The sequence below is a fragment of the Petroclostridium xylanilyticum genome (assembly GCF_002252565.1).
In the GTDB taxonomy this organism is placed as follows: Bacteria; Bacillota; Clostridia; order SK-Y3; family SK-Y3; genus Petroclostridium; species Petroclostridium xylanilyticum.
Genome location: NZ_NPML01000002.1, coordinates 191,385 through 211,253, shown reverse-complemented (window position 1 = coordinate 211,253; position 19,869 = coordinate 191,385). Strand labels below are relative to the sequence as shown.

At 36.4% G+C, this 19,869-nt stretch carries 17 protein-coding genes and 2 riboswitches; all 17 genes read right to left on the bottom strand.

The genetic code is table 11. The features are described 5' to 3' along the window. Window positions 1–35: 35 nt before the first annotated feature. Complete coding sequence (locus CIB29_RS01165) at window positions 36–1,373, bottom strand: CCA tRNA nucleotidyltransferase (RefSeq protein WP_094545940.1); 1,338 nt, start codon at window positions 1,371–1,373, stop codon at window positions 36–38. A 103-nt stretch (window positions 1,374–1,476) separates the two neighbouring features. Continuing rightward, complete coding sequence (locus tag CIB29_RS01160; protein WP_094545938.1) at window positions 1,477–2,589, bottom strand: MGDG synthase family glycosyltransferase; 1,113 nt, start codon at window positions 2,587–2,589, stop codon at window positions 1,477–1,479. 165 nt (window positions 2,590–2,754) lie between these two features. Beyond that, complete coding sequence (locus CIB29_RS19410) at window positions 2,755–2,886, bottom strand: hypothetical protein (RefSeq protein ID WP_278335795.1); 132 nt, start codon at window positions 2,884–2,886, stop codon at window positions 2,755–2,757. Then, on the bottom strand, window positions 2,883–2,999 hold the full coding sequence (locus tag CIB29_RS01150) for an NUDIX domain-containing protein (protein WP_157910171.1): 117 nt from the start codon (window positions 2,997–2,999) through the stop codon (window positions 2,883–2,885). Before CIB29_RS01150 ends, CIB29_RS19410 begins: the two co-directional genes overlap by 4 nt. A 45-nt stretch (window positions 3,000–3,044) precedes the next feature. Further along, window positions 3,045–3,776 (bottom strand): tRNA (guanosine(46)-N7)-methyltransferase TrmB, encoded by a 732-nt coding sequence (gene trmB / locus CIB29_RS01145; protein WP_341444348.1) that lies wholly within the window; start codon window positions 3,774–3,776, stop codon window positions 3,045–3,047. Between the two features lie 80 nt (window positions 3,777–3,856). Beyond that, window positions 3,857–5,251 carry an asparagine--tRNA ligase gene (gene asnS / locus CIB29_RS01140; RefSeq protein WP_094545936.1) on the bottom strand — a complete coding sequence of 465 codons (1,395 nt, stop codon included), beginning with the start codon at window positions 5,249–5,251 and terminating at the stop codon, window positions 3,857–3,859. Window positions 5,252–5,513: 262 nt separating this feature from the next. Continuing rightward, a complete protein-coding gene (locus CIB29_RS01135; protein ID WP_094545934.1) occupies window positions 5,514–6,890 on the bottom strand; it encodes an alanine/glycine:cation symporter family protein in 1,377 nt (458 codons plus the stop codon). Between the two features lie 147 nt (window positions 6,891–7,037). Beyond that, a riboswitch (glycine riboswitch) is annotated at window positions 7,038–7,168 on the bottom strand. Window positions 7,169–7,173: 5 nt separating this feature from the next. Continuing rightward, a riboswitch (glycine riboswitch) is annotated at window positions 7,174–7,249 on the bottom strand. 189 nt (window positions 7,250–7,438) lie between these two features. Further along, the gene (locus CIB29_RS01130; protein ID WP_094545932.1) at window positions 7,439–8,719 is read right to left on the bottom strand and encodes a glycosyl hydrolase family 18 protein; all 1,281 of its coding nucleotides are present in this window, start codon (window positions 8,717–8,719) and stop codon (window positions 7,439–7,441) included. A gap of 365 nt (window positions 8,720–9,084) precedes the next feature. Continuing rightward, window positions 9,085–9,513: an Hsp20/alpha crystallin family protein gene (locus tag CIB29_RS01125; protein ID WP_094545930.1), complete on the bottom strand. Its 429-nt coding sequence runs from the start codon at window positions 9,511–9,513 to the stop codon at window positions 9,085–9,087. 72 nt (window positions 9,514–9,585) lie between these two features. Further along, a complete protein-coding gene (locus CIB29_RS01120) occupies window positions 9,586–10,371 on the bottom strand; it encodes a putative ABC transporter permease (protein WP_094545928.1) in 786 nt (261 codons plus the stop codon). A gap of 518 nt (window positions 10,372–10,889) precedes the next feature. After that, window positions 10,890–12,248, bottom strand: a complete 1,359-nt coding sequence (locus CIB29_RS01115; RefSeq protein WP_198543691.1) for a GntP family permease — start codon at window positions 12,246–12,248, stop codon at window positions 10,890–10,892. Between the two features lie 416 nt (window positions 12,249–12,664). Then, the gene (locus CIB29_RS01110) at window positions 12,665–13,177 is read right to left on the bottom strand and encodes an arginase family protein (protein WP_094545926.1); all 513 of its coding nucleotides are present in this window, start codon (window positions 13,175–13,177) and stop codon (window positions 12,665–12,667) included. Beyond that, complete coding sequence (locus tag CIB29_RS01105) at window positions 13,162–14,217, bottom strand: ABC transporter substrate-binding protein (RefSeq protein WP_094545924.1); 1,056 nt, start codon at window positions 14,215–14,217, stop codon at window positions 13,162–13,164. The genes CIB29_RS01110 and CIB29_RS01105 overlap by 16 nt, the downstream gene beginning before the upstream one ends. A 160-nt stretch (window positions 14,218–14,377) precedes the next feature. Beyond that, a complete protein-coding gene (locus CIB29_RS01100; protein WP_094545922.1) occupies window positions 14,378–15,091 on the bottom strand; it encodes an ABC transporter ATP-binding protein in 714 nt (237 codons plus the stop codon). Continuing rightward, window positions 15,084–15,854, bottom strand: coding sequence for an ABC transporter ATP-binding protein (locus CIB29_RS01095; RefSeq protein ID WP_094545920.1), 771 nt, complete (start codon window positions 15,852–15,854; stop codon window positions 15,084–15,086). Before CIB29_RS01095 ends, CIB29_RS01100 begins: the two co-directional genes overlap by 8 nt. 769 nt (window positions 15,855–16,623) lie before the next feature. Further along, window positions 16,624–17,481 carry a helix-turn-helix domain-containing protein gene (locus CIB29_RS01090; RefSeq protein WP_094545918.1) on the bottom strand — a complete coding sequence of 286 codons (858 nt, stop codon included), beginning with the start codon at window positions 17,479–17,481 and terminating at the stop codon, window positions 16,624–16,626. 52 nt (window positions 17,482–17,533) lie between these two features. Continuing rightward, a complete protein-coding gene (locus CIB29_RS01085; protein ID WP_094545916.1) occupies window positions 17,534–19,708 on the bottom strand; it encodes a glycoside hydrolase family 3 C-terminal domain-containing protein in 2,175 nt (724 codons plus the stop codon). Between the last annotated feature and the right edge of the window lie 161 nt (window positions 19,709–19,869).

Below are 19,869 nucleotides of genomic sequence, written 5' to 3'. Positions count from 1 at the left end.
AGGATTTTAAAAATTAACGAATAAGTAAATTATACTTATTCTGAGTCCTTTATATAACTCAGCAACTTTTCTCTTGTATTCATTTCAGGGGCTTCTATAACAATATCCAATAATTTCTTAAGAATGCTGCCAATATTTTTTCCTTCCGGTATACCGATAGACAACAAATCTTCGCCACTGACAGCCAAATCCTTTATTGATAAACATTGACCTGACTGCTTTATTTCTTCGTAAATCCTTTTAATATTATGAAGCTTTATTTGCCTTTCTTTCAGATATTCAGGGTTTTGAGCTTTTACATCCGCTTCTTTCACCTTTAATAAATCTAAAAATATATCTTCACCTATTATTCGAACTGCTCTCCGTACAGCTTTAGGTGTTGCTTCAATAGGCCGATCATGCCATTTTACAAGCCGGGTTATCCTATTTATGGTTTTATTATCAAATCTCAGCCGTTTAAGGATTCGGTCAGCCAGCTCCATACTTTTTTCTCCATGGCCGTAAAAATGGTCTATCCCCTCGCTATCTACCGTTTTTGAAAGGGGTTTACCCACGTCGTGGAGCAGCATTGTCCATTTTAAAGCAATATCTTTTTCAATACTTTGTACTGCTTTTAATGTATGCAGCCCTACATCATATACATGATAGGGGTGATTCTGCTTTGTAAACAGACAACATTCCAATTCCGGAAGTATATATGCCAATATTTTAGCTTTTTGCATAAGCAGTAACTTCATTGGATGGTCAGATAGAAGAAGCTTATTTAATTCCTCCCGGACCCTTTCATTACTAACTTCTTTAATTAACTTTCTATTTTTATGAATAGCTTCAAACGTATGTTTTTCAATATCAAAATTTAACTGGCAGGAAAAGCGGAAAGCCCTCAACATTCTTAAAGCATCTTCTTTAAACCTTTCATCAGCAATACCGACACACCGTATAATCTTATTTGTGATATCTGAAGCCCCGTTAAAAGGGTCAATAAGACCTTCTTCAGGATGAAATGCTATTGCATTCATGGTAAAATCTCTTCTTTTCAGATCTTCCAAAATACTTTTAGTAAAAAATACTTTAGAGGGTTTTCTATGGTCATCGTATACGCCTTCTATCCGGAAGGTTGTTACTTCAAACGTTTCCCTTCCTACCGACACCGTCACTGTGCCATGCTTAATGCCTGTATCGTAAGTATCAGTAAATATCTTTTTGACTTCCTGAGGCGTAGCTGAAGTTGTAATATCCCAATCCTTAGGAGTCATACGCATCAAGGAATCCCTAACACACCCTCCGACAATATAAGCTTTATGTCCATTTTCTTTTAGCTTGCTCATAATATAATACACACCTTCAGGTATATCTAAATCAAACACATTCATTTGTATATCCTCCAAAATTTTGTTTATTGAAAAAAGAGTATACTCGAAACCATCGCAAGTATACTCTTTACTCCCATCAACTCTTAGCTTTTTCAAAAAACAACTACAAATTTCCACCTATTAGTTCAATGATAAAATCCCCAAGATCCTTGGAAGCATTAGGCTTTCCAATATATTTTATCATTTCCTTTAAATTTTGTTGTCTCCAGTCGTTGAGCATCAGCTGGAAAACAGCTTCATCAATAGGAAAGGTTGGACTGGTCTTAACAGCCAATCCGTTGTTTAACAGGAATTCTACATTCCTATCCTCCTGCCCTGGAATAGGGTTTATTAAGATCATGGGCAATCTCTTTGCCAGACTTTCTGATACGGTTAAACCACCGGGCTTGGTAACGATACAGTTTGCGGCATCCATTATAACGTCTACATTGTTTACAAATCCATAGTTATAGATTTTCTTCTTACTTTTCAAATGATCAATCTTTCGTTTTAACCCCTTATTATTGCCACATACGGATATAATCTGAAAATCCATATCCAGTTCATCCAACTGCCGGATAATCTTGATTACATTACCATAACCCATGCTTCCACTCATGACAAAAATGGTAGTTTTATCTTCAACTTCTAATAACCTTCTCGCCTCAGCCTGATCAATTTTTTTAGAAAATTTCATATGTATGGGGATACCTGTAGCCTTAATTTTTTCTATAGGAATTCCCTTTTTTTCAGCTTGATGGTTTAGGAGTTCACTGGCAGTAATATAATAATCCAGGTCAGTATCTTCCCAAAACGGATGAATGGTGAAATCAGTAATAATTCCGATGGTTTTAGCACCCAGATTTTTTTCTTTTAGCTCGGTGATGATCTGTGCAGAAAAAATATGAGTACACACAATAACATCAGGGCTATAATCCCGAATATATGTAACTAGTTTTCTAGACAAAATTGAACTGGTTAATTTTGAAATAGAAAATTTGGCATCGCTTTTTTCTTTTTTTTCTGCCAAACGGTATAATTTTCCGTAAACCGCAGGAGTGAATTGGGTAGAAATCAAATATCCTCTGGCAATTGACTCGCTTAAAATAGGATTAATGTACTCAAAGGTATCCAACATTGTACATTCTACATTACGTTCGTTAAGATAATCCATAACAGCTTTAGCGGCAGAATGATGCCCTTGTCCAGCTGTTACCGAAAGAAACAATACCCTCATGTCCCGCACTTCCTTTCATTAGTACTAAACTGATTAATGTGTTGTGCTCGTATCTATTGTATCCTTCTTATTGAATATAATCAAACATTTTTTTATTTCTTTTCGTCCATATTGTGAAATATCATCATAATCTTTGATTAATCCCGCAAAATTACTTTTTGATTGTCATAAAGGTTTTTCAACAAGCTTTACTTGTCCCATATATACATACTCTTTTTCTTTAAAAACTTCAAAGAGATGCACATCTACTCCATTCTCATTTGACTCTGCTAATGTTCTATTCTGAGCAAAAGTCAAACTTTTTTCCCTCCCGGGAACTCCCATTTACCAGCCAACTTTTGGTTCTCAGCTCTTTGAGCTATTAATACTTTCCCATCATTTATGATAATCGCTGCAGTAACTTCTTTCATACGATATATCTCCTACTATTATAGCTGTAAGCTTCCAGATTAAACTCAAGTGCCCTGTCCAAATCTCCTTTTCACAGCTTCACACCTATATATCCTCATCCCCATTTGTACAAACTTATCCTCATATTCTGTTGTGATATTTCCCTCAAAATTGCTGTTATGCAGATCAAAAGTGATATTTTTCAGCTTGAAATCACAGTGTGAGAATTCATTTAAAGAAAATTCAAATAACTTTTCATTATCCGTTTTAAAGTGAATTTCACTGTTTTGCTGTAAAGAATGTTTATATCCTTCAAGAAATTTTCTATGGGTAAGCCTTCTTTTTGCCCATCTGTTTTTAGGCCATGGGTCGCAGAAGTTTATATAAATTCTGCTCAATTCATTTTCTTCAAATATATCTGCAAACTTATTTATATCATACCAGAGAAAAACGATGTTGTTCAATTGTTTTTCTTCTGCTTTTTGTACTGCTTTAAGTAAAATTTCCTCCTTCACCTCCACCCCGATATAATTGACAGCTGGATTTAATTCTGCCAAAGTTGTTATAAACTGCCCTCTGCCTGTTCCTAGTTCCACATGTATTTCACTGGAATTATTAAAATACTCATACCACTTTCCTTTAAAATCTTCGGGGTTTATACATACATATTGTTCATAGCTTAATAGTTTTTCCTTTGCTCCCGGCTTTTTTCTTCTTCTCATCTTTATTCCCCACTTCACTTCAATATATACCACAATAATATTTATTATTATACCATTTATTCTGATTTGATTCATTTTTTCTCTTTATGAAAATAAGGAAGCCCTTGGCTTCAAGGACTTCCTAAAAACGCTTTAGATTCAAAATGCTACCACCATTAAAATTCTGCTGTCTTGACGGTTCTTGGAAAAGATATAACATCCCTGATGTTGGACATTCCTGTTATATACATGATTGCTCTCTCAAAGCCAAGTCCATACCCTGCATGTTTAGTCCCGCCGTATTTTCTCAAGTCGAGATACCACCAGTAATCTTCCTTTTTAAGTCCCAGCTCATCCATCCTTCTTTCAAGATAATCCAATCTTTCCTCTCTCTGGCTCCCTCCTATAATCTCCCCCACACCCGGGACAAGTAAATCCATTGCAGCCACTGTTTTGTTATCATCATTCATTCGCATATAGAAGGCTTTTATATCCTTTGGATAATCAGTTACAAATACAGGCTTTTTAAAAATCTGCTCCGTTAAGTACCTTTCATGTTCCGTTTGGAGGTCGTTGCCCCACTCTACAGGATACTCAAAGTTATGTCCGGCTTTCTTTAACAGTTCTATTGCTTCCGTATATGTAATATGTCCAAACTCCGAATTCGCCACATTATCTAGTCTTTCAAATAATGTTTTGTCTATAAAATTATTGAAAAACTGCATTTCTTCGGGAGCGTTTTCCATAACATAACTAATAATATATTTCATCATTTCTTCTGCAAGCTTCATGTTGTCTTTTAATTCTGCGAAGGCTATTTCCGGTTCAATCATCCAGAATTCTGCTGCATGTCTTGCAGTATTTGAATTTTCAGCTCTGAAGGTCGGGCCGAAAGTATATACATTTCTAAACGCCATACAATAGGTTTCAACCTCTAACTGACCGCTTACAGTTAGATTGGTTTCCTTGCCGAAAAAGTCTTTCGAAAAATCTATATTTCCATGTTCATCTCTTGGCAGTGCATTGAAGTCCAACGTAGTAACCCTGAACATTGCACCGGCGCCTTCAGCATCACTGCCTGTAATGATAGGCGTATGGACGTATACAAAGCCTCTTTCTTGAAAAAACTTATGAATGGCATATGCAACCAGAGATCTCACTCTAAAAACCGCAGAGAAGGTATTGGTACGCGGTCTCAAATGGGCTATAGTCCTCAAGTATTCAAAAGAATGTCTCTTCTTTTGTAATGGATATTCAGGCAAAGAGGTACCTTCAATTACTATATTACTTGCTTTTAACTCAAAAGGCTGCTTTGCCTCAGGAGTTTCTACCAGTTCGCCTTCTATTGTAATTGCCGAACCTACATTAAGCTTTGATATTTCCTTAAAATTAGACAACTTTTCTTCTTCAAAAACCACTTGAAGGTTATTAAAAAAAGATCCGTCATTGATTTCAATAAAACCAAATGCTTTTGAAGCTCTTATTGTTCTTACCCATCCCGAAATCTGAATCATTTGGTTTAGCACAGACTTTGTTTCTTTATAAAGCTGCTTTATGGTTTTCTTTTCCATTTTATTTATTTCTCCTCCTTATACCAACTTTTTAGAAATAATTCCGCTATTCAAATTTTTCTTTTTGCTTTGCTTTATTTTATTTTTGCCTCTTTAACTAAAAATACACGTTTTGTCGACCCATATTATATCATTTTACGCTTACTAAATCTATCTGTTTTATAACTGCGGCTATATATTTAATATATTTCTAAAAAAATAAAAAGCTAGCCTTTGCAAACTAACTTTTTAATATACCTGATATAAATTAGTATTAATACTCTTAGGCACTTTTTAAAACAGTGTATTCTTCCTTTTCTAATTGTTGAAAATAAGCTCTGGTTTCACTTATAATTACCCCGCTCAAACCAACAAGAGCAATAAGATTAGGAATGGCCATCAAACCATTTACAATATCCGCTATTACCCAAATTAAATCCAGTTTTAGAAATGCTCCTGCAGCTACTAATATAATAAAAATATATCTATAAGGCTTTATTCCATTAACTCCAAAAATATACTCTGTACATCGTTCTCCGTAATAATTCCATCCCAAAATTGTTGTGAAAGCAAAAAATATCAATCCGATATTAACAATGAGTTTTCCAATCACCGGGATTGGCAATCCGCTACTGAAAGCTAGATTAGTCATTGCAGCACCGGCAGTATCGGAACTCCATGCACCGGTTAAAACCAACACCAGTCCGGTCATAGTACATATCACAATGGTATCAAAAAATGTACCCGTCATTGAAATTAAACCCTGCCGTACGCAAGATTTTGTCTTTGCTGCTGCAGCCGCAATAGGTGCACTACCTAAGCCGGATTCATTTGAAAATACTCCTCTTGCTACTCCACTTTGAATAGATTTCATAACTGTAGCTCCAAGAAAACCTCCAAAAGCAGCTGTGGGCGTAAATGCACTTTTTATAATCATTGCAATCGTCTCCGGCAGCAATTTTACATTAAAAATAAGAATTATGATGGAACCTATAATATAAAACATTGCCATAAAAGGCACAATAAGTTCCGAGACTTTTGCAATACTTTTAATACCGCCTAACGTTACCAAAGCTACAAGTACAGTAATAATAAATGAAGTAACTATAATAGGTACGTTAAAAGTAATTTTTACTGCATCTGCAATTGCATTCACCTGGGGAAATGTACCGATACCAAAGAAAGCTACGGCAATGCCGAATATGGCAAACGTCTTAGCAAGCCACCTATTGCCTAACCCCTTTTCGATATAGTACATTGGTCCGCCTGACATTTGTCCGTTTTTATCGATTACTCTGTATTTTACGGCCAGTAACCCTTCTGCATATTTTGTTGCCATTCCGAAAAATGCCGCCATCCACATCCAGAATAATGCTCCCGGGCCTCCAGCTTTTATAGCCGTTGCAACTCCTACAATATTTCCAGTTCCAATAGTAGCTGCTAAAGCAGTACATAAGGCCGCAAAGCTGGAAACGTCCCCTTCTCCTGTATTATCTTCATCCTTTTTAAACAGATATTTAATTGCCAGTGGAAGTTTAAAGATTTGTAAACATCCCAGTCTTATTGTTAGATAAAAGCCTGTGCCTATAAGTAGAATGAGTAGGGGAGGCCCCCATACAAGGTCATCGATTTGTTTGAATACATGTAAAATTTGTTCCATAACTGTTCCTCCAGTCTTTTTTAGTTAGTATGGTTATTAAGTACACTCCCAGTTAAAAAGACGTATTGGAGTACATTGTTATGAATAGCTTTTATCCAAAATAAAAGCCAAATCACACGATTTGGTCTCTGGTTCAAAATGTAGCTTTAAAAATTCCCTGTCCTTTTACCTGAGAGTTTCGCTAATTAATTTTTTTCGTTATTTTACATAACAACTCAATAAAAAATAATTAGCATGCTCCTTCGGTGCTCATTTAGAGTCTCTCCAGAGGTTCGTCCAATAACGGTCACTGCCCATTCGGGTACCTGAAAGATTTACTTCTTCGGTGGATGTTTCCATCGCTCTCCCGCTATCTTCATCCGATGTTATTAAATTGTATATATAAATATTAAAATATAAACTTTATTTTGTCAACTGAAAATTTGTCATTTTTTTGTCAATGGCAGTATTTAAAGAATCTACCGGTTATGCTATGATAGTAGTAAATATTTTCCTCAACAAAAAAAGACCCATATCAACAGGCCTTTATATGACACACGCTATTCTTTTTAAAGCACTTTCCTAATATTATATAATGATTGCAATACCAACCAGTTCTGCGGAAAGTATCTGCCTATTGTCCAGTAGCTTACACCTCCAAGATTATATTCATTTACTAATCTCAGTTTTGCTTCTATGCTTCTCGCATCTTCAAACCATACTACGTGCTGCCGACGGTTTTCATCATAATAGTTATAGAAGGGTGCCTGGGATACAGGATCATACCGTATAGCCGCCCTAACCCTCGCCGCCTGATCAACTGCACCTGTGTTGGATAATGTCCTTGCCCTCGTTCCTGGAGTATAGGGCAATGTCCAGTCATAGCCATAGTTTGGGATTCCCATAAGGATTTTTTGTCTTGGTATGGCAGTTACTGCATAATTTAAAACCCTTCTTACCTCGTTGAGAGGTGCTACTGGCAACGGTGGTCCGGCTGTATATCCCCATTCGTAAGTCATGAGTATAACATGATCTGCCAGCGCACCATGGACAGGATAATCATGGGCTTCATAAAGTAAACCTGGTTGATCGGCAGCAATTTTTGGAGCCAGCGCAGTAGTAATTGTATAACCTAAAGGTTTAAGCCTGTTCACAACTTTTCTTAGGAAGTTATTATAATTCTCCCTGTCGGCCGGATAGATATACTCAAAGTCTATATCCAGGCCATAATAATTTTTAGCTCTTAACGTTTCTATTACGTTATTTATTAAAGTTTCCTGTACCCGATTATTTCTAAGTATAGCCTGGGCTATATCGCTGCTAAATCCTCCGCCTTCCTGCAGATTGGTGATTACCATAAGTGGAGCGACACCAGCCGCCCTGGCAGCCCGAATCAAAGGTACATCATCAATAGTTCTTAAACTGCCATTGGGTCTTACCTCATAACTGAATATACTAAGATAGGTAAGGTAAAGAAGTGTTTTTCTCAAAACTTCCATATCAATGTTGGGAAATGCGTATCCATTTACTTCTATCGTTCCAAGTTTCCTTGTTCTTGGTGGAATGGCTATCACCTGTCCTGGAAAAATTCGTGAAGGATCTGTTATTTGTGGGTTTGCAGCTAGTATATCTTCAACACTTACTCCATAGTCCCTGGCTATTATATAAAGTGATTGACCGGGAGCAACTCTATGGGCTCGCGTCCCTTCCATTATTACTAATGTCTGTCCTACCACCAACCGGTCGGGATTTTCAAGTTCATTGTCTGCAATTATTTTAGAGGGTGATACACCATACAACCGTCCAATTGAATACACGCTTTCACCCGACCTCACAACGTGAATAATCAAGAAACTCACACCTTTCAATATAATACTTATATAGTTTAATATATGCAAATTAGTTAAAATAAGATACAATATTATGAAAATAGTGGAGAGTGGAGAGTGGACAGTGGACAGTGGAGAGTAAAACCAAAACCGCTAAAAAGGATGATTTAGCAGGAAGAAGGAGTGCTACATGGTATAGTTGATATAAAATTACATACATTATGAAGGGTAAGTAACATCATGTATGAAATGTTACAGCCGGAAAATCACCACGGAGGGTGATTTTAGGCTTATCCCGGCACGGACGCCGGTATAAGCTGACGGCAAAATATAAAATACATGATGTTACTTACCCTAATCAACGTATTAAATGTAATTTTTATAGATTATTGTATATCAATTCTTCTACCCTTCTGCTTGGAAGGTTCGACTTTGGGAATGGTAATAGACAGGATACCATCCTTATATTCCGCTTTAGCCTGCTCGGATCTTACCTCAACAGGCAGGGGAATAGTTCTGGAAAAGTTTCCATAATACCTTTCTGCCCTATATACATTTTCATCTTTAAACTCATCATTTCTCCTAGTTTGACCGGATAACCTTATAGAGTTTTCATCAATATAGACATTAATGTCCTCTTTAGCTACTCCCGGTATCTCTGCTTTCACTACAACATCATTGTCGGTCTGGTAAACATCCACCCTCGGAGAGGTCATTCCTCCCAAAAATTTAAAAGGTGAACGCTCAAAAAAGTTAGCCATTTCCCTACTGATATTGTCCATATCCCTAAAAGGATTCCATTCAATTAGACTCATATATATCACCTCTACAATTTTTTTATTCAATAATATATTTTCCTATTTTAAAATACTTATTCTTATTAAATATTACATCTTTTTATGGTTTATGACCTTCCTTATCTCTTTTAACATACTATCAAATTTTTTTGATCTAAGAGTAGGAAAAGCCCTTATCAATCTGGAATGCCCTATATCTTTTCTGTGTAATAAAAATTCATATCTATCCCTAAGCTCCTGTAATTTGCCCTCTACTTCTTCTATTTTTTCTATTGTTAGTTCCTTTGCATGTTCAATCCTACTTTTGAGTTCAACAGATATCGAGTGTAGTTGTCTGAGTCTGAAATTCAAATTTATGGCTGAAATTACAGCTATGATAAAATCCGCCAGGAAATATAAAGATAAAATGTAAAAGACCATGATCCCATACCTAACAGGTATAAACATAATGATGCGCTGAATATGAGGATGAAATACCCTTAATATGATTACAGAAACAGCACCCCAATATATAGAAAACCTTAAACATATTCTACCTTTAATATTAAAAGGTTGACTGCTGTAATCCCACCATGTACTATGAAAAGATTTTTCTAAAATTAAACCTGTTATGTATTCCAGAATAGAAGTTAAAACCATTGCACAAATAAATAGTAAAAGGGGATTCCTTATCGGTTCTAATAATATAATCAGTATCAGTGCCCCGAATCCATATACAGGGCAGAATGGACCATTAAGAAAACCCCTGTTGGCAAACCTTTTTTCTTTATACGTTGCATAGATGGTTTCCATACACCATCCCAGGAAAGAGTATATAACAAAATAATAGAATAATGCCAAATAACTATCAAGACCGGGAAAATATGCACTATACATAAAATCTCCTCCAATCTAAAATAAAATATTCTTTACTAATATAATATTTTTAATTAGACTGTTTTGTGATTTCATAAATATTGCGATTATCCAGGTCTTTTGAATATAATTAACCCATTTGTACCGGTTCACTTCAAAATTTTAAAGCTCCATGGTTAAGAGATTGTAAACTTTCTTCGCCACCATACATATTACTATATTTATTGTAGCACTAACTATTTTTACAGTAAATAACTATTCTAAAAGGGTGCATTTTAAAAGATACAGCGGGAACATTACAAAAACCCCTTCAACATCTGTAATAGCATTTTTCCCTCCTGGACGCATTTCTCCTATAATGATTCCGTAATCTCTTATTCTCTTCTAGCCTTTCATAATATCCTCCGATAATCAAATCAACTCCAAATTCTCATATTTTATTTTTTATTATGTATAAAGATTATTTATAATAAAAAGGACTATGCGAACATAGCCCTTTCTGTTTTATGTCTTGATGGAGGTTGTTTTTTTATCTTATACTAAATAAGTAGCCAGGATAATACGGCAATAAATGCGATGGTTACAATTCCTTGAATAAGAGTTGCTATAGTTTGTGCCTTATAGGCATCATTAACTTTCATATTTCCAAACTGGGATACTACCCAGAAGAAACTGTCATTTGCATGGGAAACCGTCATTGCTCCTGCACCGACTGCCATTACAACAAGCGTCCTTGCAATATCACTTTGAAATCCCAGGGCCGGAAGCAGAGGTGCTAATAATGAAGATGTAGTTACCAGTGCCACTGTGGAAGAACCCTGTGCAGTCTTCAATGCAGCGGCAACGATAAATGGAAGGAAAATACCTAAATTCCAACCGGATAAGCTTTGTCCCAAGTAATCACCTATCTTAGTGGCTTTCAATACTGCTCCAAGCGCTCCTCCTGCTCCTGTAACCAGAAGAATTATAGCAGCAGATTTTAAGGATTCACTAACCCAATCTGTAAGTGTTTCTTCGTTTAACTTCGGTAATAACAAAAGTGAAAAGAAAAATCCAATAAAAAGTGCATTTACCGGGGTTCCCAGGAAAGTCAACACTGCCTTGACAGTACCCGCTCCAAAAGGATCACCGGGAAATTTTGCAATAGATCCAAGTGCCATTAATAAAATAGGTACTACAATCGGCGCAAAGGACATCCACGCACTAGGCAACCTGCCATATTTTTTAAGCAAATCTTCGTAGCTCTCAATGGACTCCTCAATATCTTCAGGGGTTTCCAGCCGTTTTCCGATCCATCGGGCATAGAGGTATCCTGCCAGCATTGCCGGAATTGCAATAATTAATCCAAATATAATAATTAACAATAAATTTTTTTCCATACCCAAGTTAGCCGCAGCAGCTATAGGTCCGGGAGTAGGAGGCACTAAAGTGTGTGTAGCATATAAACCCGTAGCTAATGCTACCGTCATTGCAATTGATGATGCCTTAGTACGTTTTTGAAGTGATTTTCTCAAAGAATTGAGTATAACAAATCCAGAATCACAAAATACAGGAATGGATACGATATAACCGATAATAGCCATAGCAAGTGTGGGGCGTTTCTTGCCAACAATTCTTATGACTACATCAGCCATTTTCAGTGCTCCTCCAGATTTCTCCAGTATTGTTCCAATGATGGTCCCTAAGACGATAACAATACCAATACCACCCAGCAGACTACCAAATCCATCTCCTACGGTCTTTGATATATCCCCTAAAGGCATCCGGGCCGCAAGAGCAATTCCATAAGCTACTAATAACAATGAAATAAACGGGTGTATTTTGAACTTAGAAATCATTAGGATAATTAATACTATTCCTAGTATTAATATCATTAATAACATAGGTCCTTGTACCATTAACGCCCCTCCTGCTCATGATTAAAAATTCAATTTCATTTTGGTATTAATTCTCTTGAGTATTGTGAATACAATAAAATTTTATCACCTTAATGAAGGTTTGTCTAGTATTAATTCTCTTGAGCAATCTTTGCATCTTATAATAGTAATATTCAGTTTTCAAAAAATCTTTTTACTATATTATATGTAAAAATCTACAAATTATATGTATCAAACATTTACACTTTATAGATTAACTGCCCATGTATTCATTCACAAATTTAGAGCTCCCTCTCCCCACCTCCCAGGCCCCGGGTAAAATTATGGTACTGTTTAATCCCGTCAATCCCTTTCATCCTTTCACAAACTCCCAAAACATGCATTAATAACTGAATGGCTAAACCCCGGTATAACCGGGCCTTAGCCATTCAGTTAAATTAATCCTCCAGCGCATAATAGTTTGCCGCTATAAAATCGAATATGAGCTTTGCTGCCACAGTACTAGTCATATTCCTATAATCGGTAAGAGGATTTACTTCTACAATATCAATCACGTCGACATACGGCGCTATTTCCTTAATAAAAGCATAGAGTTGATAAGTATTTATACCTCCAGGTTCATTTGCCCCTGAGCCAGGTGCAAATGCTGAATCAAGTACATCAATGTCAACAGTTAAATAAATATGGTCTGTCCCTTTGCTTGCTTTCTCTAATGCTTCCCTTGCAATTTGTTTTACATCTCTAGTATAAAACGCTTCAGGATTTATTACCAGTATGTCATTATCTTTGATAAAATGGTAATGTTCTGCATAGTTATAACCCCTAATCCCAACCTGTACAACATTGCTTCCGGATATCCTATCCATTTCTATTGCCCTTCTTATTTCACTGCTTCCTGAAAACTTACCCTGAACATAAGAATCCTCAACTAAGTCTAAGTGGGCATCCATTGGAAGTTTTTCGTTTCAGCCAAAGCTTTCTGTATAGCTTTTTTGTCGGTTGAGCCTGCCCTTTTTATGGCATCTACCATAACATACATAGCGTCATACGCATAGGGTGACCATGAATTTGGTTCTTTTCCGTATTTCGCCTTAAATTTTTTTATAAATTCCTGTACCTCAGGCCTTGGATCTGATGGGTGGAAGTAGCTGACAACTATTGCTTCTTCAACTGCTTTTCCTCCTAATTTAATAAAATCATCTGTATATATACTGTCAGTGCAGATAAAAGGAATATCCAAACCGTTATTTCTTGCCTGCTGAGCAATAAGGGCACCTTCTGTAGGATAACTTGCCATCATTATTGCTTCGGCTTTACTTGCCTTTATTTTAGTTACTATAACATTAAAGTCCTTTTCCTGGCCTCCGATATAAGATTCAACTGTAGCAATCTCACCGCCCAGTTCTTTGAAAGTTTTCATAAAAACATCGGAAACTCCCTTTCCGTAGTCATTGTTATCATAAACTACGGCTACCCTTTTTATTCCCTTCTTTTCATATAACCACTTTGCCAGTTGCATACCCTGGTAATTGTCGCCAACATTGATCCTGAATACATATTCACCAATTTTGGGCACATCCGGATTGGTTGAAGCAATGGCAAGGGTGGGAACACCATTTTGTTCATATATAGGTCCTGCGGCTAATGTTGCACCGCTGAAAAAATGCCCTAAAACACCTACAATACCTTTATCATTAACAAACTTTTGAGCAACACTAACTGCCTCTTTCGGGTCTCCTTTGTCATCACCGTATACAAGTTCTATCTGTTTTCCTAAAACCCCTCCATTTTTATTGATTTCTTCCAGCGCCATCTCAAGGCCTTCTTTGCTATACTCTCCATATTGCGCATAATCACCTGTCATAGGAGCTGCTGTTGCTAATTTAATCGTTTTTGAAGCATTAGCCTGGCTTGAACAGCCTGTTAATCCTAATAAACTAACCATTAAAACAAAACTGATAAAAACTATAAATTTCTTTGACTTTAACATAATGACCCTCCTGTTTTTATTATTGAACAGTTGCAAAAACTGCACCTGCTTTGTACTTTTAAAATTAAATATATTTTAATAGTTGCTGTTTAAAAATCTAAGTCTATAGTATCAGCTTATCCTATTCCGTTGTTAATCATATCTAGTAAGTAATTAAGTATCAGCTTATCTCTCCAAGATATATTTTCTTTACGTTGGGATCATTGAGTAGCGAAGCTGCACGACCTTTAAGCATAATCTCCCCAACTTCCATTACATAACCGAAGTCAGCAACAGATAATGCCATCTGGGCATTTTGTTCAACTAAAAGTATTGTTGTACCTTGCTTATTTATTCTTTTAATACTTTCAAAAACATCTTCTACTATTATTGGCGCCAACCCCATTGATGGCTCATCTAAAGTTAAAAGTTTCGGCTTTTGAAGGATTCCTCTTGCAATTGCAAGCATTTGCTGTTCTCCTCCGCTTAAAGTACCTGCTAACTGCTTCTGACGTTCTCTTAGTTTTGGGAAATAATCTAATACTTCTTCCATTTCTTTTTTAAAATCTTTAAACTTCATCATTCTTGAAAAAGAACTAATGATAAGATTTTCTTTGACAGTAAGTTGAGGGAATACATGCCTTCCTTCCGGTATATGTACAAGCCCTTCTTTTGCAACCCTATGCGGTTGCTGACCTGTAATATCCTTACCATCAAATAGTATTTTTCCATTTACCGGTTTCAAAAGGCAAGATATTGTCTTTAATGTAGTTGTTTTTCCGGCACCATTATTGCCTATAAGGGCTATAATCTCGCCATCAGGTACTTCAAAACTTATATTATTTACAGCTGTGATATTTCCATATTTTACTGTAAGGCCCTCCACTTTAAGCACTTTTCCTCCTCCTTCCCAAATAAGCCTCAATTACTTTTTCATCAGACTGAATTTCATGGGCCTTACCTTCTGCTATTTTTACGCCATGGTCTAAAACTACAATCCTGTCGGATATATCCATAACAACCCTCATATTGTGTTCAATCAACAATATGGTGATTCCCTTGTATTTTAAATCATTGATAAACTTAACTAACTCCATTGCCTCTTGCATCGTCATTCCCGCCGTAGGCTCATCCAGCATAAGCAGTTGCGGTTTAGATGCCAGCGCCCTTATTATTTCAAGTCTCCTCTGCTCACCATAGGATAAATTTTTAGCAATTTCCATGCATTTATTTTCAAGATTTACCTGCTTTAGAAGTTCCATTGCATTGCCATAACACCAGGCTTCTTCTTGCTTTGTTTTTGGTAAATCGAGCAGAGAATCAATAATGCTTGATTTTAGTTTGGTATGAAGGCCTATCATAACATTTTCAAGTACAGTTAAATTTGAAAATAGTCTAATATTTTGAAAAGTCCTCGTTATTCCAACCTCCGCAATCTTATAAGCAGGTAAGTTTGTAATATCCTTACCGTTAAATATTTTTTTACCTTTAGTTGCAGTGTAATGTCCTGATATTACATTGAATAGGGTTGTCTTACCCGCTCCATTTGGACCTATAATACTTACTATTTCGCCCTTTTTTACGTTAAAAGATACATCATCAACTGCCTTTAAGCCAGAGAAATATTTACAAATACTATTAATATTTAATAGTTCCACAATAATATCACCTCTTTAAATGAATCCCCTTTAGTTAATTGCAGAACCTGGAAATCTTTTATTTCAAAGATTCTGCATTTTTGGTTGGCATCGCCTTCCAATATTTCATTTTCTGCATTTAATTATAACTGTTATTGAATAAATATTTAACATAAAATCGGTTATGCATGTATAAATATTTATAATGTTTTTGTTTAATTTAATATAAATATAGCTAATTATAGAAAACTATCATAAATATGTTAACATAAAATGTATCATTAAAAAAAATACATGTATAATTATAATTGCAATTAAATGAATAAATTTGTAATTGCGTTGCAAATTCAATTTATTAAAGCTATAGGTACGTTAATTACTGAATAAACAATATTAAATAAAAAGGATTAGGATTTAAATCTAAACCCTAATCCTGGTCTTATAAAGTATGTATACCTTCAAACCGGCTTTACCCAATAACTTTATTAGAAGTCTATCGGGCAAGTGTAAGAATGTTAAATACATCTTTTTTATTTAATTTCACAAAATTCCCTACAGTGATAGCGTCTGACTGAGTACATTTAGCTGCCATTTCTTCCAGCCTATCATCCGTTATACCCAATTCTCTTAAAGTGACCGGAAGGCCCTTTTTTATTTCTAAGAATAAAATATAATCTAAAGTATATTTTTAACATGCAGATATATTTTACCACTCATTCCCTATTATTATAACAACGGATATCATATACAAGTATCTATACTAAACCTAATAAGTTTACCGGTTCACATTTCATATGCACATCTTTCTATATAAGGTAGGAGTACACCCCTTTATCTCTTTAAAAGTCCTATTAAATGTGGCAATGCTGTTAAAACCTGTAGCATGAGCAGCCTGAGCAACCGTGGTATCAGTATTCATTAACAGCTTTTCTGCTTTTTTAATTCTAAACTCAGTTAGATAACTGTGAAAGTTTTTTTCGGTTATTTCCTTAAAAATTCTTGAAAAGTGATATTCACTGAAACCTGTTGCCTTTGAAACATCCTTTAGGGTTATATTGTTTTGATAGTTTTCTTCTATGTATTTAAAAGCCTTACTTAATTTCTCCAGACCACAAACCTTTTTAACGGTACCTCCTTCATTTCCGCTGCTGATTTTGCTTATAAGGTTGCGGGAAAGAATTACAATAATATCGTATATTCTTGCATTCAGATTCAAAGCATAAGCAAACTCCTTTTTTTCATATTCCGCTATTATTCTCAAAATTTGTTCCTCCAGGGCATGGTGCAAATGCTTGTCATCCTGAAAGGAAATTTTTTTTGTCTGGGACAGGAAAGGTTTTACAGCATTCATATCGCCAAATCCATCCAGCATCGAAATATCAAATTGTATAAAAACCCTTCTTCCCTTGTTATTACGTGTATAAAAGCCATGTATATCACCACCTGCAATAATAAGGATATCTTTTTCATTCAGGTGGTATTCCCCGCTGTTTACATTGACCTTATACCCGTTTTCAAGTACATAGACCAGTTCAACAGCGTTATGCCAGTGAAAAGGGTAATCAAAATTTTCTTCAATATTTATTGTGAGTCTGAAGGGATAATCTTCAGTAAAAATTCCTTTTTCATGCAAACCTTCTATAATCATAAATAACCCCCGAATCAATTATATATAAAAATTGACCCGGGGGCAATAAGAACTAATATTCAAGTTGGACAACATCACCAATCACTTCAAATGTGCTTTTTGAGACTTTTGTCCCAGTTAGCCTCTGGCTTCTTTCGTCCGGCTGGCTGCCTCCAATATATATCTCAAATATGCCCGGTTCAAGAATGCATTTTCCTTCATTATCTATCAATGCCATCTGCCGAGGTGTTAATGCAAACGTGACTTCCTTTTCTTCTCCAGGGTTCAAATGTATTTTTTTGATTCCCCTCAACTGCCATTTTGGGACTTCAACCCTGGCTTGAACATCTTTCAAATAGAGCTGTACAGTTTCTTCAGACTCACGTTGGCCTATATTTTTAACCTTTACGCTGCATTCAATGTCTTCACTGACATTTATCCTATCTTTATCAAGTCTGATTTCACCGTATTCAAACTTGGTATAACTTAACCCATATCCAAATGGGTAAAGTGCTTCATTTTGCATATATCTATAGGTCCTGTTTTTCATGGAATAGTCCCTGAAGTCAGGAAGTTCCTCGGTTGTCCTGTAGAATGTTACCGGAAGTCTTCCAGAAGGGCTGTATTCTCCAAAAATCAAGGAGGCAACTGCCTTTCCTCCTTCAGCACCGGGATACCAGGCTTGAATAATTGCAGGGATGTTTTCATCTGCCCATGAAACTGCAAGGGCACTTCCTGAGAGGATCACCAGAATAATAGGTTTCCCTGTTTTATGGACAGCTTCAAGGAGTTCCTGTTGAAGACCTGGAAGATTCAAATCTTTTTTATCGCCGCTTGAATATTCATTGGAAGCGTCTCCTTCTTCTCCTTCAATGCTGGCATCAAGCCCCAGGCACATCACTACGACATCTGCCCTTTCGGCAGCAGAAACAGCCTCTGCAAATCTGTCTTTGGGGTCGGCCAACCCTTCAACCTTATCCTTATACAAATGACAGCCTTGGGCATAATATACCCTTGTATCGTCTGCTACCGCTTCATGTATTCCTTCAAGTACCGTCACATATCTGGAAGCTGTACCGCAATAGTTACCTGCTAATGCTTCCCTGCTATCGGCATTAGGCCCTATCACTGCAATGGATTTTATTTTGTTCCTGTCCAGTGGAAGCAGGTTGTTTTCGTTCTTTAGCAGCACCATTGATTTTTTGGATACTTCCAAAGCAAATTCCCTATGCTCCTTGCAGTCATTTTTTTCATAGGGTATGCTTGTATAAGGAACCTTTTCAGGATTATCAAACATACCAAGCTTCATCCTTGTAATAAATAACCTTATTACAGCTTTATCAATAGCTTCCTCACTTACCAATCCTTCCTTATAAGCAATCAGAAGATTAGGAAACATATTTCCGCAGTTTACATCACAGCCGCTATTCAGTGCCAGTGCCGCCGACTCGGGAGCTGTCTTTGTCACCATATGATGAAGGTGAAAATCCCGTATCGCCCAGCAGTCTGAAGTCACATGACCTTTAAATCCCCACTCTTCTCTCAGGATTTTCTTAAGCAGTGTCTCACTTCCGCAGCAGGGCTCACCGTTTGTCCTGTTATAAGCTCCCATCACCGCTTCAACCTTGGCCTCCTTTACACACTCTTTAAATGCAGGAAGATATGTTTCACGCAAATCTTTTTGTGATACTATCGCATTAAAACTATGTCTTTCGCTTTCCGGACCGCTGTGGACTGCATAATGCTTTGCACAGGCAGCTGCTTTAAGGTATTTTTCATCATTTCCCTGGATGCCTTTTACAAAAGCGACACCCAGCCTTCCTGTCAAATAAGGGTCTTCTCCGTAAGTTTCATGGCCTCTTCCCCACCTCGGATCTCTAAAAATGTTTATATTTGGGGACCAAAATGTCAGTCCCTTATAGATACCATGGTCGCCTTTCCTTTGAAATTCGTGGTATTTTGCCCTTCCTTCGGTGGAAATGACATCAGCAACCTTGTAAACCAAATCCTCATCAAATGTTGCCGCCATTCCTATGGCCTGTGGAAACATAGTTGCAACTCCTGCCCTTGCCACTCCATGTAAAGCTTCATTCCACCAGTTGTATGAAGGTATGCCGAGCCGTGGAATTGCAGGTGCGTTATAAATCATTTGTGTAACTTTTTCCTCCAGCGTCATCCTTGAAACCAAATCTTTTGCCCGTTCTTCGAAACTTAACTCCTCATTTTTATAAGCAGGTATTTCGCACATAAAATCCCTCCAGTTAAATTTTATTAGTGAATTATTTTAGATAGCTGCAAGCACCGGTAAGAAGTGTAAAAACTTATGTACATTATGTAATAATTCTATAAATACATTTTAATGAATATAGACTATAAATTCATTTCACTTTTTGCTGTAACTTAATCATT